Source organism: Polaribacter sp., assembly GCF_036480315.1.
Taxonomy (GTDB): Bacteria; Bacteroidota; Bacteroidia; order Flavobacteriales; family Flavobacteriaceae; genus Polaribacter.
Window position 1 is genome coordinate 1 of record NZ_JAZGGG010000009.1, and the last position, 19,554, is coordinate 19,554.

23 protein-coding genes are annotated in these 19,554 nt (G+C 29.3%); 8 read left to right on the forward strand and 15 right to left on the reverse strand.

All coding sequences use genetic code 11. The features are described from left to right. Positions 1-132: 132 nt before the first annotated feature. Genes V3V28_RS01460 through V3V28_RS01470 form a run of 3 tightly spaced genes read right to left on the reverse strand, consistent with a single transcriptional unit; the run spans position 133 to position 2,046 of the window. Positions 133-576: a YHS domain-containing (seleno)protein gene (locus tag V3V28_RS01460; RefSeq protein ID WP_331363241.1), complete on the reverse strand. Its 444-nt coding sequence runs from the start codon at positions 574-576 to the stop codon at positions 133-135. A 2-nt stretch (positions 577-578) separates the two neighbouring features. Further along, a complete protein-coding gene (locus V3V28_RS01465; protein WP_331363242.1) occupies positions 579-1,028 on the reverse strand; it encodes a YHS domain-containing (seleno)protein in 450 nt (149 codons plus the stop codon). 43 nt (positions 1,029-1,071) lie between these two features. Next, complete coding sequence (locus V3V28_RS01470) at positions 1,072-2,046, reverse strand: LuxE/PaaK family acyltransferase (protein WP_331363243.1); 975 nt, start codon at positions 2,044-2,046, stop codon at positions 1,072-1,074. Positions 2,047-2,124: 78 nt separating this feature from the next. Here V3V28_RS01470 and V3V28_RS01475 point away from each other — a divergent pair, with 78 nt between their 5' ends. The 6 genes from V3V28_RS01475 to V3V28_RS01500 all read left to right on the forward strand — a co-directional run bounded on the left by V3V28_RS01475 (position 2,125) and on the right by V3V28_RS01500 (position 6,025). Then, positions 2,125-2,484 carry a DUF6970 domain-containing protein gene (locus V3V28_RS01475; RefSeq protein WP_331363244.1) on the forward strand — a complete coding sequence of 120 codons (360 nt, stop codon included), beginning with the start codon at positions 2,125-2,127 and terminating at the stop codon, positions 2,482-2,484. A gap of 13 nt (positions 2,485-2,497) precedes the next feature. Further along, positions 2,498-3,181 (forward strand): hypothetical protein, encoded by a 684-nt coding sequence (locus V3V28_RS01480; RefSeq protein WP_331363245.1) that lies wholly within the window; start codon positions 2,498-2,500, stop codon positions 3,179-3,181. Positions 3,182-3,198: 17 nt separating this feature from the next. Then, on the forward strand, positions 3,199-3,606 hold the full coding sequence (locus V3V28_RS01485; protein ID WP_331363246.1) for a hypothetical protein: 408 nt from the start codon (positions 3,199-3,201) through the stop codon (positions 3,604-3,606). A 6-nt stretch (positions 3,607-3,612) separates the two neighbouring features. Further along, positions 3,613-4,146, forward strand: coding sequence for an RNA polymerase sigma factor (locus V3V28_RS01490; RefSeq protein ID WP_331363324.1), 534 nt, complete (start codon positions 3,613-3,615; stop codon positions 4,144-4,146). 3 nt (positions 4,147-4,149) lie between these two features. Continuing rightward, on the forward strand, positions 4,150-5,547 hold the full coding sequence (locus V3V28_RS01495; protein WP_331363247.1) for an outer membrane beta-barrel protein: 1,398 nt from the start codon (positions 4,150-4,152) through the stop codon (positions 5,545-5,547). A gap of 115 nt (positions 5,548-5,662) precedes the next feature. Beyond that, entirely contained in the window at positions 5,663-6,025 is a 363-nt protein-coding gene (locus V3V28_RS01500; protein WP_331363248.1) for a hypothetical protein, read from the forward strand. Here V3V28_RS01500 and V3V28_RS01505 read toward each other — a convergent pair. Then, positions 6,013-7,065, reverse strand: a complete 1,053-nt coding sequence (locus tag V3V28_RS01505; protein WP_331363249.1) for an isoaspartyl peptidase/L-asparaginase family protein — start codon at positions 7,063-7,065, stop codon at positions 6,013-6,015. The two genes, V3V28_RS01500 and V3V28_RS01505, sit on opposite strands and share 13 nt — an antisense overlap. A gap of 111 nt (positions 7,066-7,176) precedes the next feature. On the opposite strand from V3V28_RS01505, the gene amaB reads away from it, so the two are divergent. Continuing rightward, on the forward strand, positions 7,177-8,718 hold the full coding sequence (amaB, locus tag V3V28_RS01510) for an L-piperidine-6-carboxylate dehydrogenase (protein WP_331363250.1): 1,542 nt from the start codon (positions 7,177-7,179) through the stop codon (positions 8,716-8,718). 188 nt (positions 8,719-8,906) lie between these two features. Next, complete coding sequence (locus V3V28_RS01515) at positions 8,907-9,935, forward strand: HNH endonuclease (protein ID WP_331363251.1); 1,029 nt, start codon at positions 8,907-8,909, stop codon at positions 9,933-9,935. 156 nt (positions 9,936-10,091) lie between these two features. Here the strand turns inward: V3V28_RS01515 and V3V28_RS01520 are convergent, their stop codons facing one another. The 11 genes from V3V28_RS01520 to atpB all read right to left on the reverse strand — a co-directional run bounded on the left by V3V28_RS01520 (position 10,092) and on the right by atpB (position 19,509). Further along, positions 10,092-11,234 carry an ATP-binding protein gene (locus V3V28_RS01520; protein WP_331363252.1) on the reverse strand — a complete coding sequence of 381 codons (1,143 nt, stop codon included), beginning with the start codon at positions 11,232-11,234 and terminating at the stop codon, positions 10,092-10,094. Beyond that, the gene (locus V3V28_RS01525) at positions 11,235-11,870 is read right to left on the reverse strand and encodes an HD domain-containing protein (RefSeq protein WP_331363253.1); all 636 of its coding nucleotides are present in this window, start codon (positions 11,868-11,870) and stop codon (positions 11,235-11,237) included. Between the two features lie 5 nt (positions 11,871-11,875). Further along, positions 11,876-12,628 carry an SDR family NAD(P)-dependent oxidoreductase gene (locus V3V28_RS01530; protein WP_331363254.1) on the reverse strand — a complete coding sequence of 251 codons (753 nt, stop codon included), beginning with the start codon at positions 12,626-12,628 and terminating at the stop codon, positions 11,876-11,878. Positions 12,629-12,802: 174 nt separating this feature from the next. Next, a complete protein-coding gene (locus tag V3V28_RS01535; protein ID WP_331363255.1) occupies positions 12,803-13,744 on the reverse strand; it encodes a hypothetical protein in 942 nt (313 codons plus the stop codon). A 99-nt stretch (positions 13,745-13,843) separates the two neighbouring features. Next, positions 13,844-14,329, reverse strand: coding sequence for a hypothetical protein (locus tag V3V28_RS01540; RefSeq protein ID WP_331363256.1), 486 nt, complete (start codon positions 14,327-14,329; stop codon positions 13,844-13,846). Positions 14,330-14,467: 138 nt separating this feature from the next. Beyond that, the gene (gene atpG / locus V3V28_RS01545) at positions 14,468-15,334 is read right to left on the reverse strand and encodes an ATP synthase F1 subunit gamma (protein WP_331363257.1); all 867 of its coding nucleotides are present in this window, start codon (positions 15,332-15,334) and stop codon (positions 14,468-14,470) included. 49 nt (positions 15,335-15,383) lie between these two features. Further along, entirely contained in the window at positions 15,384-16,961 is a 1,578-nt protein-coding gene (gene atpA / locus V3V28_RS01550; RefSeq protein ID WP_331363258.1) for a F0F1 ATP synthase subunit alpha, read from the reverse strand. Between the two features lie 21 nt (positions 16,962-16,982). After that, the gene (gene atpH / locus V3V28_RS01555; protein ID WP_331363259.1) at positions 16,983-17,540 is read right to left on the reverse strand and encodes an ATP synthase F1 subunit delta; all 558 of its coding nucleotides are present in this window, start codon (positions 17,538-17,540) and stop codon (positions 16,983-16,985) included. A gap of 7 nt (positions 17,541-17,547) precedes the next feature. After that, positions 17,548-18,048 (reverse strand): F0F1 ATP synthase subunit B, encoded by a 501-nt coding sequence (locus V3V28_RS01560; RefSeq protein ID WP_331363260.1) that lies wholly within the window; start codon positions 18,046-18,048, stop codon positions 17,548-17,550. A gap of 99 nt (positions 18,049-18,147) precedes the next feature. After that, the gene (gene atpE / locus V3V28_RS01565) at positions 18,148-18,336 is read right to left on the reverse strand and encodes an ATP synthase F0 subunit C (RefSeq protein WP_013993139.1); all 189 of its coding nucleotides are present in this window, start codon (positions 18,334-18,336) and stop codon (positions 18,148-18,150) included. A 36-nt stretch (positions 18,337-18,372) separates the two neighbouring features. Next, complete coding sequence (gene atpB, locus V3V28_RS01570) at positions 18,373-19,509, reverse strand: F0F1 ATP synthase subunit A (RefSeq protein ID WP_442957512.1); 1,137 nt, start codon at positions 19,507-19,509, stop codon at positions 18,373-18,375. Between the last annotated feature and the right edge of the window lie 45 nt (positions 19,510-19,554).

Sequence of the window (19,554 nt, forward strand, 5' to 3'; positions counted from 1 at the left end):
TTAATACCTCTAAAATTTTCTCGTAATTTGCTCTAAAGCTGTTCATCTATTTAAATGTTTGAAATTCAATTAAATATACGATTCTCTTAATCAATGAACAGCTTTTTTATAATGCACAACAGGTAGAATTTATTATTCTTTTATAATTTTTAACCAGTTTGTATCTGCAGCTTCTTTCAATTTCTCTGCTCCTTCGTTTGTCCAAAGTTCTAATGTATTTGTTCCCCAAGAATTATAAAATAGGTACAATTTACCATCTCTAATTTCAAAGGTTTTTGGATTTATAGACACTTTTTTTGCTTTTGCGCCAATTGCATAAGCACAATATCCTCCATATTCTGGAACATACTTTTTAGACGATTTTTTAAAAATCTCTAAATTTTCTTTTGTTGAAAACTTAAATTTTACACCTTCAAATTCAGTAGTAAACTTTTTATTACCTTCTATTGCTTTGTTAAAAAAATAAGCAACAACATCATAACCTTCTGCAACGTACCCTTTTTTTAGATTAAAATTTGTTTTTTGTGCGAATACACTTGTTGAAACAAGTAATAATAAAATAACTATTTTTTTCATTTTTAATCTTTATTATTTTTTAGAGTTTTCCAATTTTCAGCAGCTTCTTTCTGCAATTTAGAAGGATTTTCTTCTAACCAACTTTCTAATTTATTAGAAAACCATTTGTTATAAAACAGGTACAGTTTTCCGTCTCTAATTTCATAAGATTCTGCGTCTATCTCTTTTCTTTCATTTCTTGTTGCAATAGCATAGGCACAAAAACCACCACATTGTGGCATATATTTTTTAGGATTCTCTATAAAAAGTTGTAAGTTTTTGTCTGATGAAAACTTCAGTTTTACTTCGTTAAAAGTAGTTTGAAACTTTTTATTGCCTTTTAAAGGTTTTTTGTTTGTAAAATAGGAAACAACATCAAAACCATTAGCTATATAACCATTTTCTAAATTGTATTCTTGTGCAAAAAAAGTAGTAGAAACTAAGAGTAATAAAATTAAGGAAAAACGCTTCATCTGGTTTGTAATTTTTTCTATAGTCGATAAAAATTTATAGTTCTTACAAAACCATTAAATTACAACCTCTAATATCAGAATTATCAAAACGACCAATGACTTCAAAACTTCCGTTATCATATGCTTTTCCTAAATCTTGTGTAGCAATAAATGAACAAGAATTATAATTTGCTAAATCAATTACATTAATTCCACCGTTTTTTCCTACCCTATTTATTGTCAATGCATCATCGGTATCTCTTGTAATAATTCTCATCCAAGGTGGTGTTTCAAAAACTCCATTTCCTTTAGAATAACCTTGACTTAATAATTCTGTCATTCCGTATTCTGAATGAATTTTTGATACTCCAAATCCGTTTTGTAAAACTTGATGCAATTCTTCTCTAACCAATTCTTTTCTTCTACCTTTCATACCGCCAGTTTCCATAACAATAGTGTTATTTAACCTGAATTCTTGCATTTCAGTCAAATCTAACAAAGCGAAAGAAACACCAATTAATAGCGTTTTTTGTCCGTTTTTATCTAATTCTATCAATTTTTTTGCTAATTCTTCTAAATTATCAAGATAAAATCCACTTTCTATGTTTTTAGATTTTCTAATTAAATCATTTACCATAAAAACCAAAGAAGAACCTTTTCGTTCTAAATAATTTGGTAACAATGCCAAAACAACATATTCTTCTATATCTCCATAAAAATGAGCAAAGCCTTTTAAATAACTTTCTTTATAAACTTCAATATCTGTTACAAAATGCTTACTTGTAGTATTACCTGTTGTTCCAGAACTTGTAAAAATTTCTTCAACTTCATCTAAAGAGGAAACTATTTTTTTACTTTTAAAAAATTGAATAGGTAAAAACGGAATTTCTTCAACTTTAGAAACATCAGAAGGATGTATATATAACAAATCGCAAAAAGACCTATAGACTTTATTATTTTTAAATTGATGTTTAAAAACTTCTAAAGCTACTTTTGTGAATTCTTGCTCGTTTTGTATGTTGAAAATTTTGTTTTCCATATATTTTTGCAAAAATAGAATTAATTAACGCAACCTTTTTACAATTTTTGCATCTTGTGTAAGAAAAGAACAAGTTTTATGAAATTAAATACTATTTTTTTAGTCTTAACTATTGCTGTTTTTTCTTGTAATGATAGTAAGAATATTTCTATGATTTGCGGAGTTGAAAATCCGTTAGAAGAATTAGTTTTTTTAAAAGAAGCTAAAAATAACATAGACAGAATAGATTGTGCTGGTAAAAGTTCTATTAAACAATACACATATAATTCAGAAATAGTTTTTGAAGTAAATATTTGTAGCCAAATTGCAGACGGACAAACATTGGTTTACAATTGTGCTGGCGAAGTAGTTTGTACGTTTGGTGGCATTTCAGGAGAAAATACGTGTCCAGATTTTGACAAAGAAAAAACCAATGAAATTATTTTATATGGAAATTAAGAAGCTTTTAATCATGAAAAAAATTATCACTCTATTAATTTTTGCAACACTTTTATCGTGTGACGAAAACAACCAAAATATAGAAGACACAAACAATCTTCTAATCGGTAATTGGACGCATTTAACTTATGATGATGAAGAAACAACCTTTTCTCGTGTAAACTCTTTACCTGAAAATAAATACGGAGTCTCCTTTAAAACAAATGGAGATTATCTAGAAAAGTCTTCCGGTTTTTGTGGAACACCACCGTTAAGTTTCTATAATATAAATGGAAGTTATGAGTTAAAAGAGGGTTTAATCAATATTAATTTAAACAATTATAGTTTTGGTTGGCGTATTATTTCACTTACAAAAACCACATTAGTGGTTAAAAGAGAATTAACACAACAAGAAATAGAGCACAGAGAATTAATGGATTTGTATAATGAATTCTTCAACTTGTCTGTTAGTGTTTCATGTACAGACTCTAAAGATTGGTCCTTTGTTGGCTACGGCGCAAAAGCTTGTGGAGGTTTTCAAGGATATATAGCTTACTCAAAGAATATAGATGTCGTTTCTTTTTTAGATAAAATAAAAACTTACACAGAAGCAGAAAAAGAATTTAATGTAAAATGGGGAATTGTGTCAGATTGTAGTTTAATTCCGCAACCAACTTCTGTAATCTGTAATAATGGATATCCTGTTTTAGAATATTAACATCATAAACCAAAATCATGAAAAAAATTTCACTTTTATTACTTTCACTCTTTATATTATCTTCTTGTTTAAATAATGATAATAACACCTCTAATCATACATTTGAATATCTATCTATAGATGAAGCAATAACACCTACTAGTTTTACTTTCGGAGAAAAAGATACCATTACCGTTAAATATTCTTTAACCAATGGTTGCTATTCTTTTGATAGAATGTATTACGAGTATGAAGACAGTACAAGAATCGTTGCTGTTATTGCTCTTCTAGATTTAAATGAAAATTGCACACAAGACATAAGACAAGAAGAGTATAAATTTGAAGTTACGGCAACTCAAAGAGAAGATTATATTTTTAAATTTTATAAAGGAAGAGATGCAGATGGAGAAAGTATTTTTGAAGAAGTTGTAATTCCTGTAAATTAAAAAAAAATCAATTTAGAAGAACTCATACAACAATGTTGCCAACAAAAATTGGCAGCGCAAGCACAGGTTTATCAGCTTTTTTCTGGTAAGCTTTTTGCACTTTGTTTAAAATATTCTCGAAATCGAGAAGATGCAGAAGACACATTACAAGACAGTTTTTTAATCATTTTTGATAAGATAAAGCAATATAAAAACAAAGGTTCTTTTGAAGGTTGGTTAAAACGAATTACCATAAACACTGCATTGCAAAAATACAGGCAAAAATCTCCTTTACAAATTGTAAAAGAAATTTCTGATGTTGATGAGGTTGCAGAATTTGATGTAGAAAACACTGTTTTTAATGTTGATGTTTTACTAGACTTTATTCAAAAATTACCAGATAGATATCGATTGGTTTTTAACCTATATGTTTTAGACAAGTACTCTCATAAAGAAATTGCAAGTCTTTTAAATATTTCTGAAGGAACCTCTAAATCTAATTTATCTAGAGCTCGTAAAAAATTAAAAATACAATTAGAAATTCATCAACAAAAAGCATAACTGATGGAAAACAAAAATATAGATAGATTATTCCAAGAACAACTTAAAAACTTAGAGGCAACTCCAAATAAAAAAGTGTGGAATAATATTGAATCTAAACTCACAAAAAAGAAACGTAGAATCTTACCTTTTTGGTGGTTTTCTGGCGGAATTGCTGCGTTGCTAATTCTTGGTTTATTTTTATTCCCTTTTTCAAAAAATAAAAATTCTATTGAAAATAAAACCAATATTATAATTACAAATACACCTGATAAGAAAAAAGATATTGATAATAGCCTTACAAAAAATCTAGATTCAGTTATTTTAAATAAAAACGAACAGAAAAACATATTGGTTGCTGAAGAAGAAACGGGTATAAAATTTAAAAAAGAAGGGATAAATAACAGGAAAAGCAAGTCAAAAGAAAAAATAATTATTACAAAAAACGATATAAAGAATACTGAAGAAAAGAAGGAATTAGTTAGCACAAAAAACGCTATGAAAAAGATTTTTTTAGCTGACAATTCCTCAAATGAAATTTTAAATTCTTCGAAAAAAGAACCTGTAATTATTGATGAAAGTTTAGATAAAAAGTTAGAAAATAATCAAAAAAAGGTTCAAACAAATTCTGAAGTTTTAAAAGAAAATACAATTGCAAAGAAAACGGATTTAAATGAATTCATTAATCAAAAAGATTCTTTAAAAATTAAAAAAACAATCAAAAAACAATGGACCGTTGCACCGCTTTTTGCTGTTTTAAATTCTAATTCATTTACAAACACATCACCAATTGATAAAAATTTAGCAAATTCAACCGAAGGGAAAAATACATTTTCTTATGGTCTACAAGTTGCCTACAAAATTAATAGTAGGTGGACGGTACAATCTGGAATTCACTTTCAAGAAATGAGTTATGCAAATAGTAAAGTTGCTGTGGTAGTTACAAACTCAAGCAGCGCAGCTTCTGTTGCATTTAATAATGGAGAATCGTTTTCTTTTAAAGGAAATACTGCAGAAAATTTCGATTTTGCAACAAGTTCTTTAGCAAGCGTTGTTAGCTCTAGCGGTAGTTTAACTCAAAATTACGGGTATATAGAAATCCCTGTAGAAATAAAATATAATTTTTCTAGAAACAAAAAACTAGAAACCCAATTAGTGGCAGGTTTTAGTTCATTATTTTTAAATACGAATAGTATTCAATTAAATACAAATTCGTTTTCTAAAAAAGGTAAGGCAGACAATTTAAATAACATTAATTTCAGTGGAAATTTAGGTTTTGATATTAATTATTTCTTTGATAAAAATTGGTCTATAAACCTAAACCCAATGTTTAAAGCACAATTAAATACGTTTAAAAATAATTCTAATGGGTTTTCTCCGTTTAATGTTGGTGTTTATACAGGAGTGAGATACACCTTTTAACGAGGTTATTTAACAGTTTAACGAAAACAACAAAAGAGAATTACTTATAAATAGTAATTTGGTCTTGTTTTTGATTCAAGTTTTATAATACATATTTAATTTAGATTCAGAAAAAATGAAAAAAAATAAAAAAATGAAGTTTTTAGCAACAACATATAGAACATTTAGCGGTACAAAAGAAATTTTGGAAATCCCTAAAAAGAAAGAAACACAGTGGGTTATTTATCAAGATAATAAACCTAAATTCTTTGTAGATTTTTTCGATTTAGCAAAAGAATCTAACGCCATGATGAATAGTTTGGTATTATGTACCAAAAGATCAATGGATGAAGTTCTTGAGATTATTAATAAGAGAAACAACATCAACTTATCTGTACCAAAAATATCTCGTTTAGGTTTTAGTATGAAAGTAAAATCTGAAGTAAAACATATAGAATTACAGACAATTCCAAAAGAATGGTTAGCTTATTCTTTATAAATTTTTACAATTAGTTCACCCTTATCATTCATAGAGGCTCTGTACATTCCGGCTGTATTAAATTCAAAAGACATGTTTCCATTTTTGTCTAAAGCTACAACACCGCCAGTTCCACCAAGTTTTGTTAATTTATTCTGAATTACATCTGTGGTAGCCTCTTTTAAAGATTTATTTTGATATTCCATTTGTGCAGAAATATCATAAGCTACTTGACTTCTTATAAAATACTCACCCCAACCCGTAGAAGAAACACCACAAGTAAAATTATTTGCATAGGTACCAGAACCAATAATAGGTGAATCACCTATTCTACCCCAACGTTTATTTGTCATTCCACCAGTAGAAGTTCCAGCAGCAATATTTCCAGCTTTATCTAAAGCTACACAACCTACAGTTCCAAATTTTGCGTTTTTAATATCTGCATCATAAAAAGCAGCTTTTTTATCATCATGATCTAGTTCAGTTTTATTTCTATTTTTTATTCTTTGTAAAGATTTAAAACGTCTTTCTGTGTAAAAATAACCTGGATCTACAATTTCTAATCCTTTTTCTTGAGCAAATAATGACGCACCCTTTCCAGACAACATTACATGATCTGAATCTGTCATAATTTTTACTGCCAATTCAATCGGACTTTTTACATTTGTAACTCCAGCAACTGCACCAGCATTTAATGTTTTTCCGTCCATAAAAGAAGCATCTAATTCGTTCGTTTCTTCATGTGTAAAAACAGCTCCTTTTCCTGCATTAAATAATGGAGACTCTTCCATTACTTGTATCGTTTTCATTACTGCTTCTTGGCTTGTTCCTCCATTTTTTAAAATTGCATGACCAACTTTAATAGCTTCTTCTAATTTTAATTTATATGCTAATTCTTTTTCATCAGACAAGTTTTTCTTTAAAATAGTACCAGCACCGCCGTGAATTATAATGGCAAAATCATTTACTTTTTTAGGTATTTCTTTTTCTGTTGATGGTTTTTCTGTTTTACATCCAAAAGAAAGTAATAATAACACTGTAATAAAAAAGGCTTTTTTCATAAAAATTGTTTAGTATTAAACAAAAATAGTTATTTGTGTTTAATTTATAAATGTGTAAAATTATTCGTAAATTCGTTCTTCAAATTTAAACAACTAAAACGTAACAACAAAATGGCAGATTTTGGTATCAAAGAAGCTTTAGCCGAATTAGGCGTAAAAGACATAAATAACGGAACTTCTACAGGTTCTAACAATTTTTCTAACGGAGAAATTATTGAATCATATTCACCAGTTGATGGTAAATTAATTGGTAAAGTAAAAACTACTACAAGAGCAGATTACGATAAAGTAATGGATGCTGCAACTAAAGCATTTTTATCTTTTAGAGATATGCCTGCTCCTCAAAGAGGAGAAATTGTACGCCAGTTTGGTAATAAGTTAAGAGAAAAGAAAGAAGCACTTGGTAAATTAGTTTCTTACGAAATGGGAAAATCTTACCAAGAAGGTTTAGGTGAAGTTCAAGAAATGATAGACATCTGTGATTTTGCAGTTGGTTTATCTAGACAATTAAACGGACAAACAATTCCGTCTGAAAGACCAGGACATGTTATGAGAGAACAATGGCACCCAATTGGTGTTGTAGGTATTATCTCTGCATTTAACTTTCCAGTAGCAGTTTGGGCTTGGAACACAGCTTTAGCTTGGATTTGTGGTGATGTTTGTGTTTGGAAAGGTTCTGAAAAAGCACCTTTATGTACAGTTGCTTGTCAGAATATTATTGCAGAAATATTAAAAGAAAATAATTTACCAGAAGGAATTTCTTGTATTATAAACGGAGATTATAAAGTTGGTGAAATGATGACTACAGATACTAGAATTCCACTAGTTTCTGCTACAGGTTCTACAAGAATGGGAAGAATTGTTGGTGCAACTGTTGCACAACGTTTTGGAAAATCTTTATTAGAATTAGGTGGAAATAATGCAATTATTATTACACCAACTGCAGATTTAAAAGTAGTGGTTCCTGGAGCTGTTTTTGGAGCTGTTGGTACTTGTGGACAACGATGTACTTCTACTAGAAGATTAATTATTCACGAATCGGTTTATGATAAAGTACGTGATGCTATTGTTGGAGCTTATGGCCAAATTAAAATTGGTAATCCTTTAGATGAAACTAAACATGTTGGTCCGTTAATCGATCATGATGCAGTGAATACATATTTAGCTGCAATTGAAAAAGCGAAGGCTGAAGGTGGAAACGTATTAGTTGAAGGTGGAGTTTTAGAAGGTGAAGGTTACGAAAGTGGGTGCTACGTTAAACCAGCTATTATTGAAGCAGAAAATCATTTTGAAATTGTACAGCATGAAACTTTTGCTCCTATTTTATATTTAATGAAATATTCTGGAGAAGTAGAAAATGCAATTGCAAAACAAAACGGTGTTGCTCAAGGATTATCTTCTGCAATTATGACCAATGAAATGAAGGAAGCAGAGAAATTTTTGTCTTACGCTGGTTCAGATTGTGGTATTGCAAATGTAAATATTGGTACTTCTGGTGCAGAAATTGGTGGTGCTTTTGGTGGTGAAAAAGAAACAGGTGGTGGACGTGAGTCTGGATCTGATGCTTGGAAAGTGTACATGAGAAGACAAACCAACACTGTAAATTATTCTGATGAATTGCCATTAGCGCAAGGGATTAAGTTCGATTTATAGTAAGTAATACATATTTTTATTTTTAAAAAGCTCAACTTTTAAGTTGGGCTTTTATTTTTTTAGCATAATACTAAAACTTGACTTTCTAAAAAAAAACCGCTAACTTCGTTTAACTTCTGATATAAAACATTAAAACGTCCCATATCATTAGAGTTGTGTGCAATGAGGGGAAACTGAACTGAATTCAAATGAATAACAAAAAAAGAAAAGAAATTCTATTCAAAATTTACTCGGAGAATTTTAAATTCATAAAAGATAATTCAAGTTTAAAAGATAATTTTGACAAAGGTTTTGGCTGTTTTTGCCCAATTTGTTTAGACTTCTTTGTAAAAGAGGATTTAGAAGACAAAATAAATCCTCTGACTCTTGAACATAATCCACCACAATCTTTAGGAGGAAAAAGTAGCATTTTGACCTGTAAAAAATGTAATTCAGACGCTGGACATAAAATAGATAATGAGATTTTAACAGCATTATTAGAAATTGATGCATTACACTTCAAACCAAACTCTGAAATTAAAACACAATTCTATAATGAATCAACTGATGGAAAAGGTGTAAATGCAAAAATCAAAATTGAGGAAGATGGAAAGTTCTTGATTAATATAGATACTAAAAACAACAATCCTAAAATTCATAAGAAATTTTTTGACAGTGAAGTTCAAGAATATAATTCACCTTTATTTAGCAATGATATATCTAAAAGTGGATGGAGTAAAAAACTAAATTTCACATTTGATAAACCAAATAAAACAAACGAAAGATTAGCCTCAATTTCTCTATTAAAAATTGCTTATTTAATGGCTTTCGAAAAACTTGGATATCTTTATATTTTTAATAAGAATACAGAAATAATTAGAGAACAAATAAAACATCCTGAAAAGGAAATTATTAAAAATCCTTTTTGGATAACATATCAGTTTCCTGATAATCTTCTTGGAGTAAACATAATTACTAAACCTCGTGAATTACGTTCTATTTTAGTAATCTTTAATTTAAAAACTAAATCTGATAGTTATAAAATTTCGATTTGTTTACCTGGATTTAGTGAAGGAGATGAAAAAATATATGAAAAGATTAAAGACATTTTATGTCAAGGAAATGGATTTCAAAATATCGAAGTGAATAATTATATAAATTCTGAATACAACATTAAGGATATCGAAAAAACATTTCGTTTAGTTCAATTTTGGGAATCTTTTGTAGAAAAACAGTAAAATAAATAAATCACTGCACACAACAACGCGTATAATCAATTGCTAGTTCTAGCCTACTTACGAAAATCCTCGCGGATTTTCTATTCGGTTTATATTTGCTAAATTAGTTGCTTGAAACACGCAACTAATCATACACAAACCGTTAAACGAACCATTCTAACCATACTTTACTTTTCTAATTATACGTAATGTCTTTTTATATTTTACATAGGTGAATTTTCTTTCTAAATTTTTAATATAATTTTTTGCTTTTTTAAGTTGTTCTTCAGCATCTAAAAAACCATGTAAATAACAAATTAGATAATTCGTAGGTAAACGTAAAACATCTTCTTGTTCCGTTTTAGAAAGTAGTTTATGCAATTCAATTTTCTTGATAATTAAATTACAGTTATTATAAATATGTACCATTATTTCATCATTAAAAACTGGCGGTTTAAATAGAAACTTTGCTACAATATCATGTTTTCCATTTTCTTTAAAATTGATAATTGTTTTCTCTAAAGGATACAGCTTTTCTTGTTTTTCTAATCCTAAATAAATGAACTCTGTAATTAGAAATGAGTTTTTATTATATCTAATTTGTACATCATCTAAAGCAGAAAAAAAAAGTTGCACTTGCTCATTTATTAATTCAATATCTACTCTAGAAAAGTAAATTTCATTATTAATAATTTTTTGTTCTCCTGCCCAACACAAAACAAACTGTTCGTTAAAAACTTTGTATTGTGGTTTATGATCTGGTTTGTGGTTCTTAATAAAATCGAAAACGCCGTTTAAAGTCAACTCTATATTATTGCTAGCATTTTTTTCAATTGCAGTAACAATTTCTTTGTTGGTATTATTTAATTCGAAATTTTTACCTAAAAAAGGCATAGAATTACTGCCTCTTCTATAAAAAATGATATCTTTTTTATATTTCCATGCATTTTTTAATAGTGATGTAATTTTTTTATTCGAGTGAATAGTAACCAAACCAATTACTTTATTACGCGGTAAACTAGGAAACGGAACATTTTCATATTCTATTTTTGGTGGGTTTTTTAAATACGCATTTACCAAGTTTTGTATTTTACTATCATCAAAAAAATCGACTCCAAAAATCTTGTTTTCTTCGTCTTCAACACCAATAATTATATAAGAATTGTTTTCTGGATTAGAATTGGAAAGTGCACAAATATGTTTTAAAAACTTCGCTTTTCCGTCTTTTGAAGTTAAGGACAATTTTTGCTTTTTATCATAAAAACTATTCTCATCATTATGAGATAGTAAATTTTTGATTAAAAGTCTTTTGTTAATCATCTAGCTAAATAAGTCTAATTCTTTTTGAAGGTTTCTTCTAGCTTGTTCTTCAAATAATTCTTGATACTTTTCAGTAAAAAATAGTTTCTCTCTATTTAAAAAACCTTGTAAAACTTTTTTTCTTGCTGGGATATATAAAAAGTTGGGAAACATTCTATATTCTTTTCTAATTTGTTGCGTATATTCTTGATAAACATCCCAATTTTTTCCTAAAATTGATAAATCGAAATCTAATAAAAAAGCATTATCTAAATCAGTATCAACTATAATTTGATGTTTTTTTGTAGCCATGATTAATTGGTCTATTTTATCATTATTTAAACCTTTGAATTTAGATTTTCTCAAAAGTTTCTTCAAGTATTTAGCACTTTTTTCTTCATTCTTTTTGGATCTAGACTTGTAAATGATATCATGAAACCAAATAGCAAATAAGACTTCGTCTAAATCTTTTATTTCGGATGCATTTTCTTTCGCAAGTTTCAACATAGTATCAATATGTTGTAAATTATGATAATGCCTATTTCTTTCTGAATACTTCTTTTTTATTTTTATTGAAATGGTATTTAGAACCGACAAATCTTGGCAATATTTTTCTGCTAATTCTATCCAATCTTTGTATAATTCTTTAATATCCATTTTAATTAATTTTTATTCATAATTGTTGCACTTGCTTGCGCTGTTGGATATACTACTAAATCTTCTATATTTACGTGATAAGGTCTTGTTACCACAAAATGAATAATATCTGCAATATCTTCTGCCTGTAATGCTTTATAGCCTGCATAAACTTTTTTTGCTTTTTCTGTATCTCCTTTAAATCTTACTTCAGAAAACTCGGTTTCTACAGCGCCAGGATGAATTGCCGAAACACGGATGTTATGTTTGTTTAAATCGATTCTCATACCCTTATTTAAAGCATCTACAGCATGTTTAGAAGCACAATATACATTTCCATTAGTATATACTTCTTTAGCGGCAATGGAGCCAATATTTACAATAAAACCATTGTTTCTATTTACCATTTGAGGTATAATTGCCTTAGAGACGTATAACAAACCTTTTACATTTATATCTAGCATTGCATCCCAATCATCAATATTTCCATCTTGTATGGTTGATAAACCATGTGCATTACCTGCATTGTTAATTAAGATATCTATATGTTTAAATTCTTTTGGTAGACTTTTTACTGCAGCATCAACTTCATTTCTTTTGGAAACATTGAATTGTAAAGTGGTAACTTCTGTAAGTTTACTTAATTCTTTTTGAAGGTCTTGTAAACGTTCTACCCTTCTTCCGCAAAGAATTAAACGAATATTATTTTTGGCAAAAATTTCTGCTGTTGCTTTTCCAATTCCGGAAGTTGCGCCTGTTATAAATGCAGTAGTTTTCATTATATTTTTTAAAGTTTAATTTCTTTTAAAATTATGAAAAACATATTGTTCTTTATTGTTTTTAAAGTATTTTATTTTTATTGAAAAAAGAGCATAAAAAAAACCGCTCTCTTCAGAGCGGTTTTCCATTCAATTGACTATAAAATAGTCAACCAAAAATCAACTAACCAAACTTTATTTTAAATTTCTTCTAATCTTTGTCTTTCTTACTACTTTAGTACGTTTTCTACTTGTATTCCTTACAATACTTTTAGCTTCTTTTTTTACAGTTTCGCCTTTTAAATATTGTACAAAACCTCTTCCTAAAAAATCGTATGTAGTTTCTGAATTTACATTATACAAACGAATCTTTCCATCATTTATAACGCTTAACTCAAACTCTTCAACATCTCCACCATCATAATTAAGTGTTAATATTTTTAGGTCTTCATAACCTGTTACATCATACACTTCATATCCGCCTACGTAACTCCAATTAATAGAATCAATATTTGTGCCAAAGTTATCTTGTGAACTATAAAAAGTTGTTATATTTTCTGGTGTAAATGCTAAGTAGTTTTCATCATCAAAAGCATTTGGTACACCACCAGTTGTAGTTGTTTTTTCCCAAGCAACATATTCTTGTAAAAAATATTCTATGTTTTCATAAAACAGCTTATCGTAATCGAATGTGTTTGTTTGATATCCTATTAAATAATAGTTCACATTTTCTCTGTAATTATATAATCTAATTTCATTGTTAGAAACTATAGTAACTTCAAAGTCATTTGCGCCATCTAAATCATGGTTTGTTTTTAATATACCACTGTAAGTATTGTAGGTACCAACATCTATTCCTAGACCGTTTCCTGTAATACCAATATCTGCAATGTTATTATTTGCATATAACGTTCCATTAAAAAACGATAATGTAAATGCTTTAGAAACATAAGGAACATCTCCGTTACCAGAAGTTCTATGATAATCTACATACCATAAATCATAATCTGTTACAACTTGCTCTAAAGAAATTTCATTTTGAAAATCGTCTTCAAATGAATCTTGAAATACTGTTGTACAAGAACTTAATAAGGTTCCTGTTAGTATAATTGTTAAAAGTAGTTTTAAAGATTTCATAAGCTTGTAATTTAATGGTTATGCTTATGTAATTTCAAAATGCGTGCCAAAAATAAAACCACTCAAGACTGAGTGGTTTATTTACTGATTATCAGTTATTTAATTTATTTTTTTAGCTTTAGGATAAAAATCAGATTTTGTTGCTTCAATATTTTCAATTTTATAAAATTTTATTTTACCTGCTACTTTGTAACTTAGTACAGCTTCATTTTCTTTTAATTCAAAAGGAAAATCATCATTTTTAGGAACTTCATTTTTTATTTCCTTTCTAGAGTCTGAATCTAAAATAAGATCTCTACCACCACGTGATTTTGAAGTATTAAAATGAGCCGTTAAGAAAGTCTTTCCGTTTTCTTCTCTCACTTCTATTTTTGTTGATTTATTTTTAAAAAACAAAGATTCAAAATCAATGTTTTCTTTTTCTGATAAACGAATTTCTACTCTTGTTCCGCTTACACCAGGCAAACCACCAACCCAATTATTATAGGTTGCAGAAGCTATTTTAAAAGGTGGAGTTTTTACTAATTTTGAAGTTCCACATTGCGTAAAACCAAATAAGATTGCGATTACCGATAAAATTTTCATTGTTTTCATTGTATTACTATTTCTTTAATAAGATTCAAACGCTATGCCAAGATATAAAAAAAGAGCTTATCAAATAAATGATAAGCTCTGTATTATAAAAATTAAACTTCTAAAAAATCAGAAGAAAAATTAAGATGTCTAGTTTTTCAATGCTTCCGCTCCACCAACAATTTCTAAAATTTCATTAGTAATTGCTGCTTGCCTTGCTTTGTTATAAGTTAATAATAACTCATCTCTTAATTCAGTTGCGTTGTCTGTTGCTTTGTGCATTGCAGTCATACGTGCTCCATGTTCCGAAGCAAAACTATCTCTAATAGATTTGTATAATTGTGTCTTTAAAGATTTTGGTATTAAAGCTTCTACAATTTCTTCTTTAGTAGGTTCAAAAACATAATCAGAATTTACTGCTTCTGCATCACCACCTTCAATAGGTTTAATTGGTAAAAACTGTTCTACTTGTGGAAGTTGTGTTGCTGCGTTTTTAAATTGATTGTAAACAATTTCTATTTTATCATAAGAACTATCAACATACAATTCCATTAACTCTTCTGCAATTGCTGCAACATTATCAAAAGTTAAATCATCAAAAATATCATTTCTTCTTTCAACAACGCTAAATTGTTTCGCTAAAACATCTCCTCCTTTTTTACCAATAGCAAAAATATCTACAGAAGTATTAGTGTACTTTTCTTCAATTATTTTAATAACTTTTTTAGTAATAGATGAATTAAACCCACCACATAAACCTCTATTTGAAGTAATTGCTACTAATAAAACTTTAGAAACTTCTCTTTGTGTAGAATATGCTCCACCAGCATCACTATCTAAAGTTGCACTTAAATTTTGCAACAATTCAGTTAGTTTAGAAGAATACGGTCTCATTGCCGTAATTGCATCTTGTGCTTTTTTCAACTTTGCAGCAGATACCATTTTCATGGCAGATGTAATCTGCATTGTTGATTTAATAGAGGTAATTCTATTACGTATTTCTTTTAAGTTTGCCATTCTATTGGAATTTTGAAATTCCCGCTTCCGCGGGAATGACAACTATGTTTTATGCGAAATGAGTAGAAATTTCTTTAGCTGCTGCTTCTAGAACAGAAATTGCTTCTGGTGTTAATTTACCAGACTTCAATGTATCTAAAGTATCTCTATGTTTTGCGTTTAAATAATCGATATAATCTTTTTCGAATTTTTTAACTTGATTAACAGGTACATCTTTTAACAAGTTTTTAGAACCTGCATATATAATTGCAACCTGATCTTCTACTGAAAAAGGATCATTTTGAGCTTGCTTTAAAATTTCAACATTACGTTGTCCTTTAGAAATTACGCTCATTGTAGCAGCATCTAAATCTGAACCAAACTTTGCAAACGCTTCTAATTCACGATATTGAGCTTGATCTAATTTTAAAGTACCAGATACTTTTTTCATTGCTTTAATCTGTGCGTTACCACCAACACGAGATACAGAAATACCTACGTTAATTGCTGGACGAACACCAGAGTTAAATAAATCTCCATCCAAGAAGATTTGTCCATCTGTAATCGAAATTACATTTGTTGGAATATATGCAGAAACATCTCCTGCTTGAGTTTCAATAATTGGCAATGCAGTTAAAGAACCTCCACCTTTTACAATTCCTTTTAAAGAATCTGGTAAATCGTTCATTTCACTAGCAATTTTATCATCATTGATTAATTTTGCAGCTCTTTCTAATAATCTTGAGTGTAAGTAAAATACATCACCTGGATATGCCTCACGTCCTGGAGGTCTTCTTAATAATAAAGAAATCTCACGGTATGCAACTGCTTGTTTAGATAAATCATCAAAAACAATTAAAGCTGGTCTACCAGTATCTCTAAAAAATTCTCCAATTGCAGCTCCAGCAAATGGTGCATATACTTGCATTGCTGCAGGATCTGATGCATTTGCTGCTACGATTGTAGTATAAGCCATTGCGCCTTTTTCTTCTAACATATTTGCAATTGCTGCAACTGTAGAAGCTTTCTGACCGATAGCTACATATATACAATATACTGGTTCACCAGCATCGTAAAATTCTTTTTGATTTAAAATAGTATCTAAAGCAACTGTAGATTTACCAGTTTGTCTGTCTCCAATGATTAACTCACGTTGACCTCTACCAACAGGAATCATTGCATCAATAGACTTAATACCAGTTTGTAATGGTTCTGTTACAGGCTCACGATAAATTACACCAGGAGCTCTACGCTCTAATGGCATTTCGTAAGTTGTTCCTTCAATAGGACCTTTACCATCAATAGGACTTCCTAAAGTATCTACAACTCTACCTACAATACCTTCACCTGCTCTTAAAGAAGCAATACGTTCTGTACGTTTTACAACAGAACCTTCTTTAATTGAAGTAGAAGCACCTAATAATACAACACCTGCATTATCTTCTTCTAAGTTTAATACAATACCTTCTAACCCATTTTCGAATTCTACTAGTTCACCGTATTGAACATTAGAAAGACCGTAAACACGAGCAATTCCATCTCCTACTTGTAAAACAGTACCTACTTCGTTTAAAGTAGCTTTTGCTTCGAAATTTGTTAATTGTTGCTTTAAAATTGCTGATACTTCAGCTGGTTTGATACTTGCCATCTTGTATAATTTGATGTATAATTAAATTTTTGGAATGTAATGACTGTTGTCAAATTCCTTTTTCAATTCGTTTAAATAGTTAGAGATACTTGCATCGTATTGCACATCTCCTACACGTAAAATAAATCCTCCTAAAATATTTGGATTGATTTCGTTTTCTAAATTTGCATTGTTACCAGTTAAAGCAACTATTTTAGCTAAAACTTTTTCTTCTAATTCTTTTGATAAAGGAACCGCTGTAGTAACTTTTGCTACTTGTAAGTTTTTATCAAAATCATAAATGATTGCATATTGTTTTGCAACAGAATGCAACATTGCTATTCTTTTATTATCTTGTAATAAGTGAAATAAACCTAACGTAATATTGTTTACTTTACCGCCAAACAAAGCATTTAATACTTTTATTTTATCTGAAGCTTTAACAATAGGGCTTCTTAACATTACTTCAAATTCATCATTTTCAGAAATTGTAGTTGTAATAAATAACATATCGTCATTAACTACACTTTCTTCTTTAGAATCTTTAGCAAGATTTAAAATTGCTTTTGCATAACGTATTGCTGCTCTTGCGTTTTTCATTCTTTGCTTAATTTAAGGTAACATCTTTTAAAAGTCCTTCAACTAATTCTAATTGATCGTTCTTATTAGATAATTCTTTCTTAATTACAGATTCTGCTATACCAATAGATAATTCTGCAACGTTCTTTTTAATTTCTGCTAAAGCTGCTTGCTTTTCTTGTTGAATAGCTGCTTGTGCTTTTTCAATTAAACCAGAAGTTACTTCTTTTGCATCTTCTTTTGCAGTAGCTATAATGTTATCGCTAATATCTCTAGCTTCTTTCATCATTGCATCTCTTTCTGCTCTTGCTTCTTTTATAAGCTTTGCATTGTCTGCTTGTAAATTTTGCATTTCTTTACGAGCATTTTCTGCTGCTGCTAATGCATTTTCTATACCAGATTCTCTTTCTTCTAAAGAGTTTAAAATTGGTTTCCAAGCAAATTTTACCATTAAAGCGATTAACGCTAATAATAAGATTAACGAAACTACAAATAACCCTGGTGAAAAATCGTTTAATAAAGTTTCCATTCTATAAACTAATTAATTTTTTGTTACTTTTTAATGCTTAATTAAAAACATACTCTGTAACCAACCGTTACAGAGATATGCTTTTTGTTTTTGTTTGGATTATTTCCCTAAGAATAATGCACCAAATGCTAAACCTTCTAATAATGCAGCGATAATAATCATTGCTGTTTGAATTTTCCCTGTCGCTTCTGGTTGTCTAGCAATACCTTCCATTGCTTTTCCACCAATTTGACCTAAACCAATTCCTGCTCCGATTACGATTAATCCTGCTCCAATTAAATTGTACATAATAAATGTATTTTTATTAAATTAAACAAATGTGTATTAATGAGCCTCTGAATGGTCTGCTACTGCCATACCTATAAATAATGCTGAAAGCATTGTAAAGATATAAGCCTGTAGAAAAGCCACTAAAACCTCAATTAATGTTATAAAAAATGATAATACTAAAGACAATCCTGTTGCTCCAACCACACCAAGTGATTCTTTTAGAGTAAACATAATTGCTATTAAGCTCATTACCACAATATGACCTGCTGATATGTTTGCGAACAAACGTACTAATAATGAAAATGGTTTAATTATTAAAGCTCCGGCTAATTCTATAACTGCTAAAACTGGTCTAATTAAAACAGGAACTCCTGGCATCCAAATCATGTGCATCCAGTAATCTTTGTTTCCACTAACTGTATAAATTACTAATGTAAAAATTGCTAAACAAGCAGTTACTGCTAACTGACCTGTTACATTAAAACCTAATGGAGTTAAACCTGCAAGGTTTAAAACCCAGATAAAGAAAAATACAGTTAATAAATACCCTGTAAATCTTCTATAATGTTTTTCACCAATGTTTGGTCTTGCAATTTCATCTCTAACATATAATACTAAAGGCTCTAAAACTCTTGCAAAACCAGTTGGTATTTGTTTTGTTTTATATTGTCTTGCCAATCTAGAGAACCAAAATAATAATAAGAAACCTATTAATAAGATACCAAAAACACTTTTAGTTATAGAAAAATCTAATAATTTATGTGCGTTTGTTGCATGATGTGTTTTATCAAAAGAAACTGTTGCTGCCCCGTTATCTAATTCATAGATTTTAGAGTGAATCTTTGCAAACTTTAAACCTTTCTTTTCAACAATTACATGACCATCATCATTATGATGAAATTCTGAAGACATAAAAGAAACCAAACCTTCACTAGACCAAATAATTACTGGTAAAGGAAAACCAACGTGTTTTCTTTCCCCTGCATCTGATGTGTAAGAAAATAAAGAAAAATCGTGCGAATCTTTAATGTGATGAAGTATATACTCATCAACTTCTGTTTTTGTATTAACACGACCTCCATCATTTTGGTTGTCTTGTTTTTTATCAGAATCTGAAGCAAAACCAGTAGCTGTAAAAAAGGCCATAGCTGCTATTGTAAGAAACTTGATTGTTTTATGTGCAATACCCATTGTTATAATACGCTTTCTAAATTCGGCGCAAAAATACGTAATTAT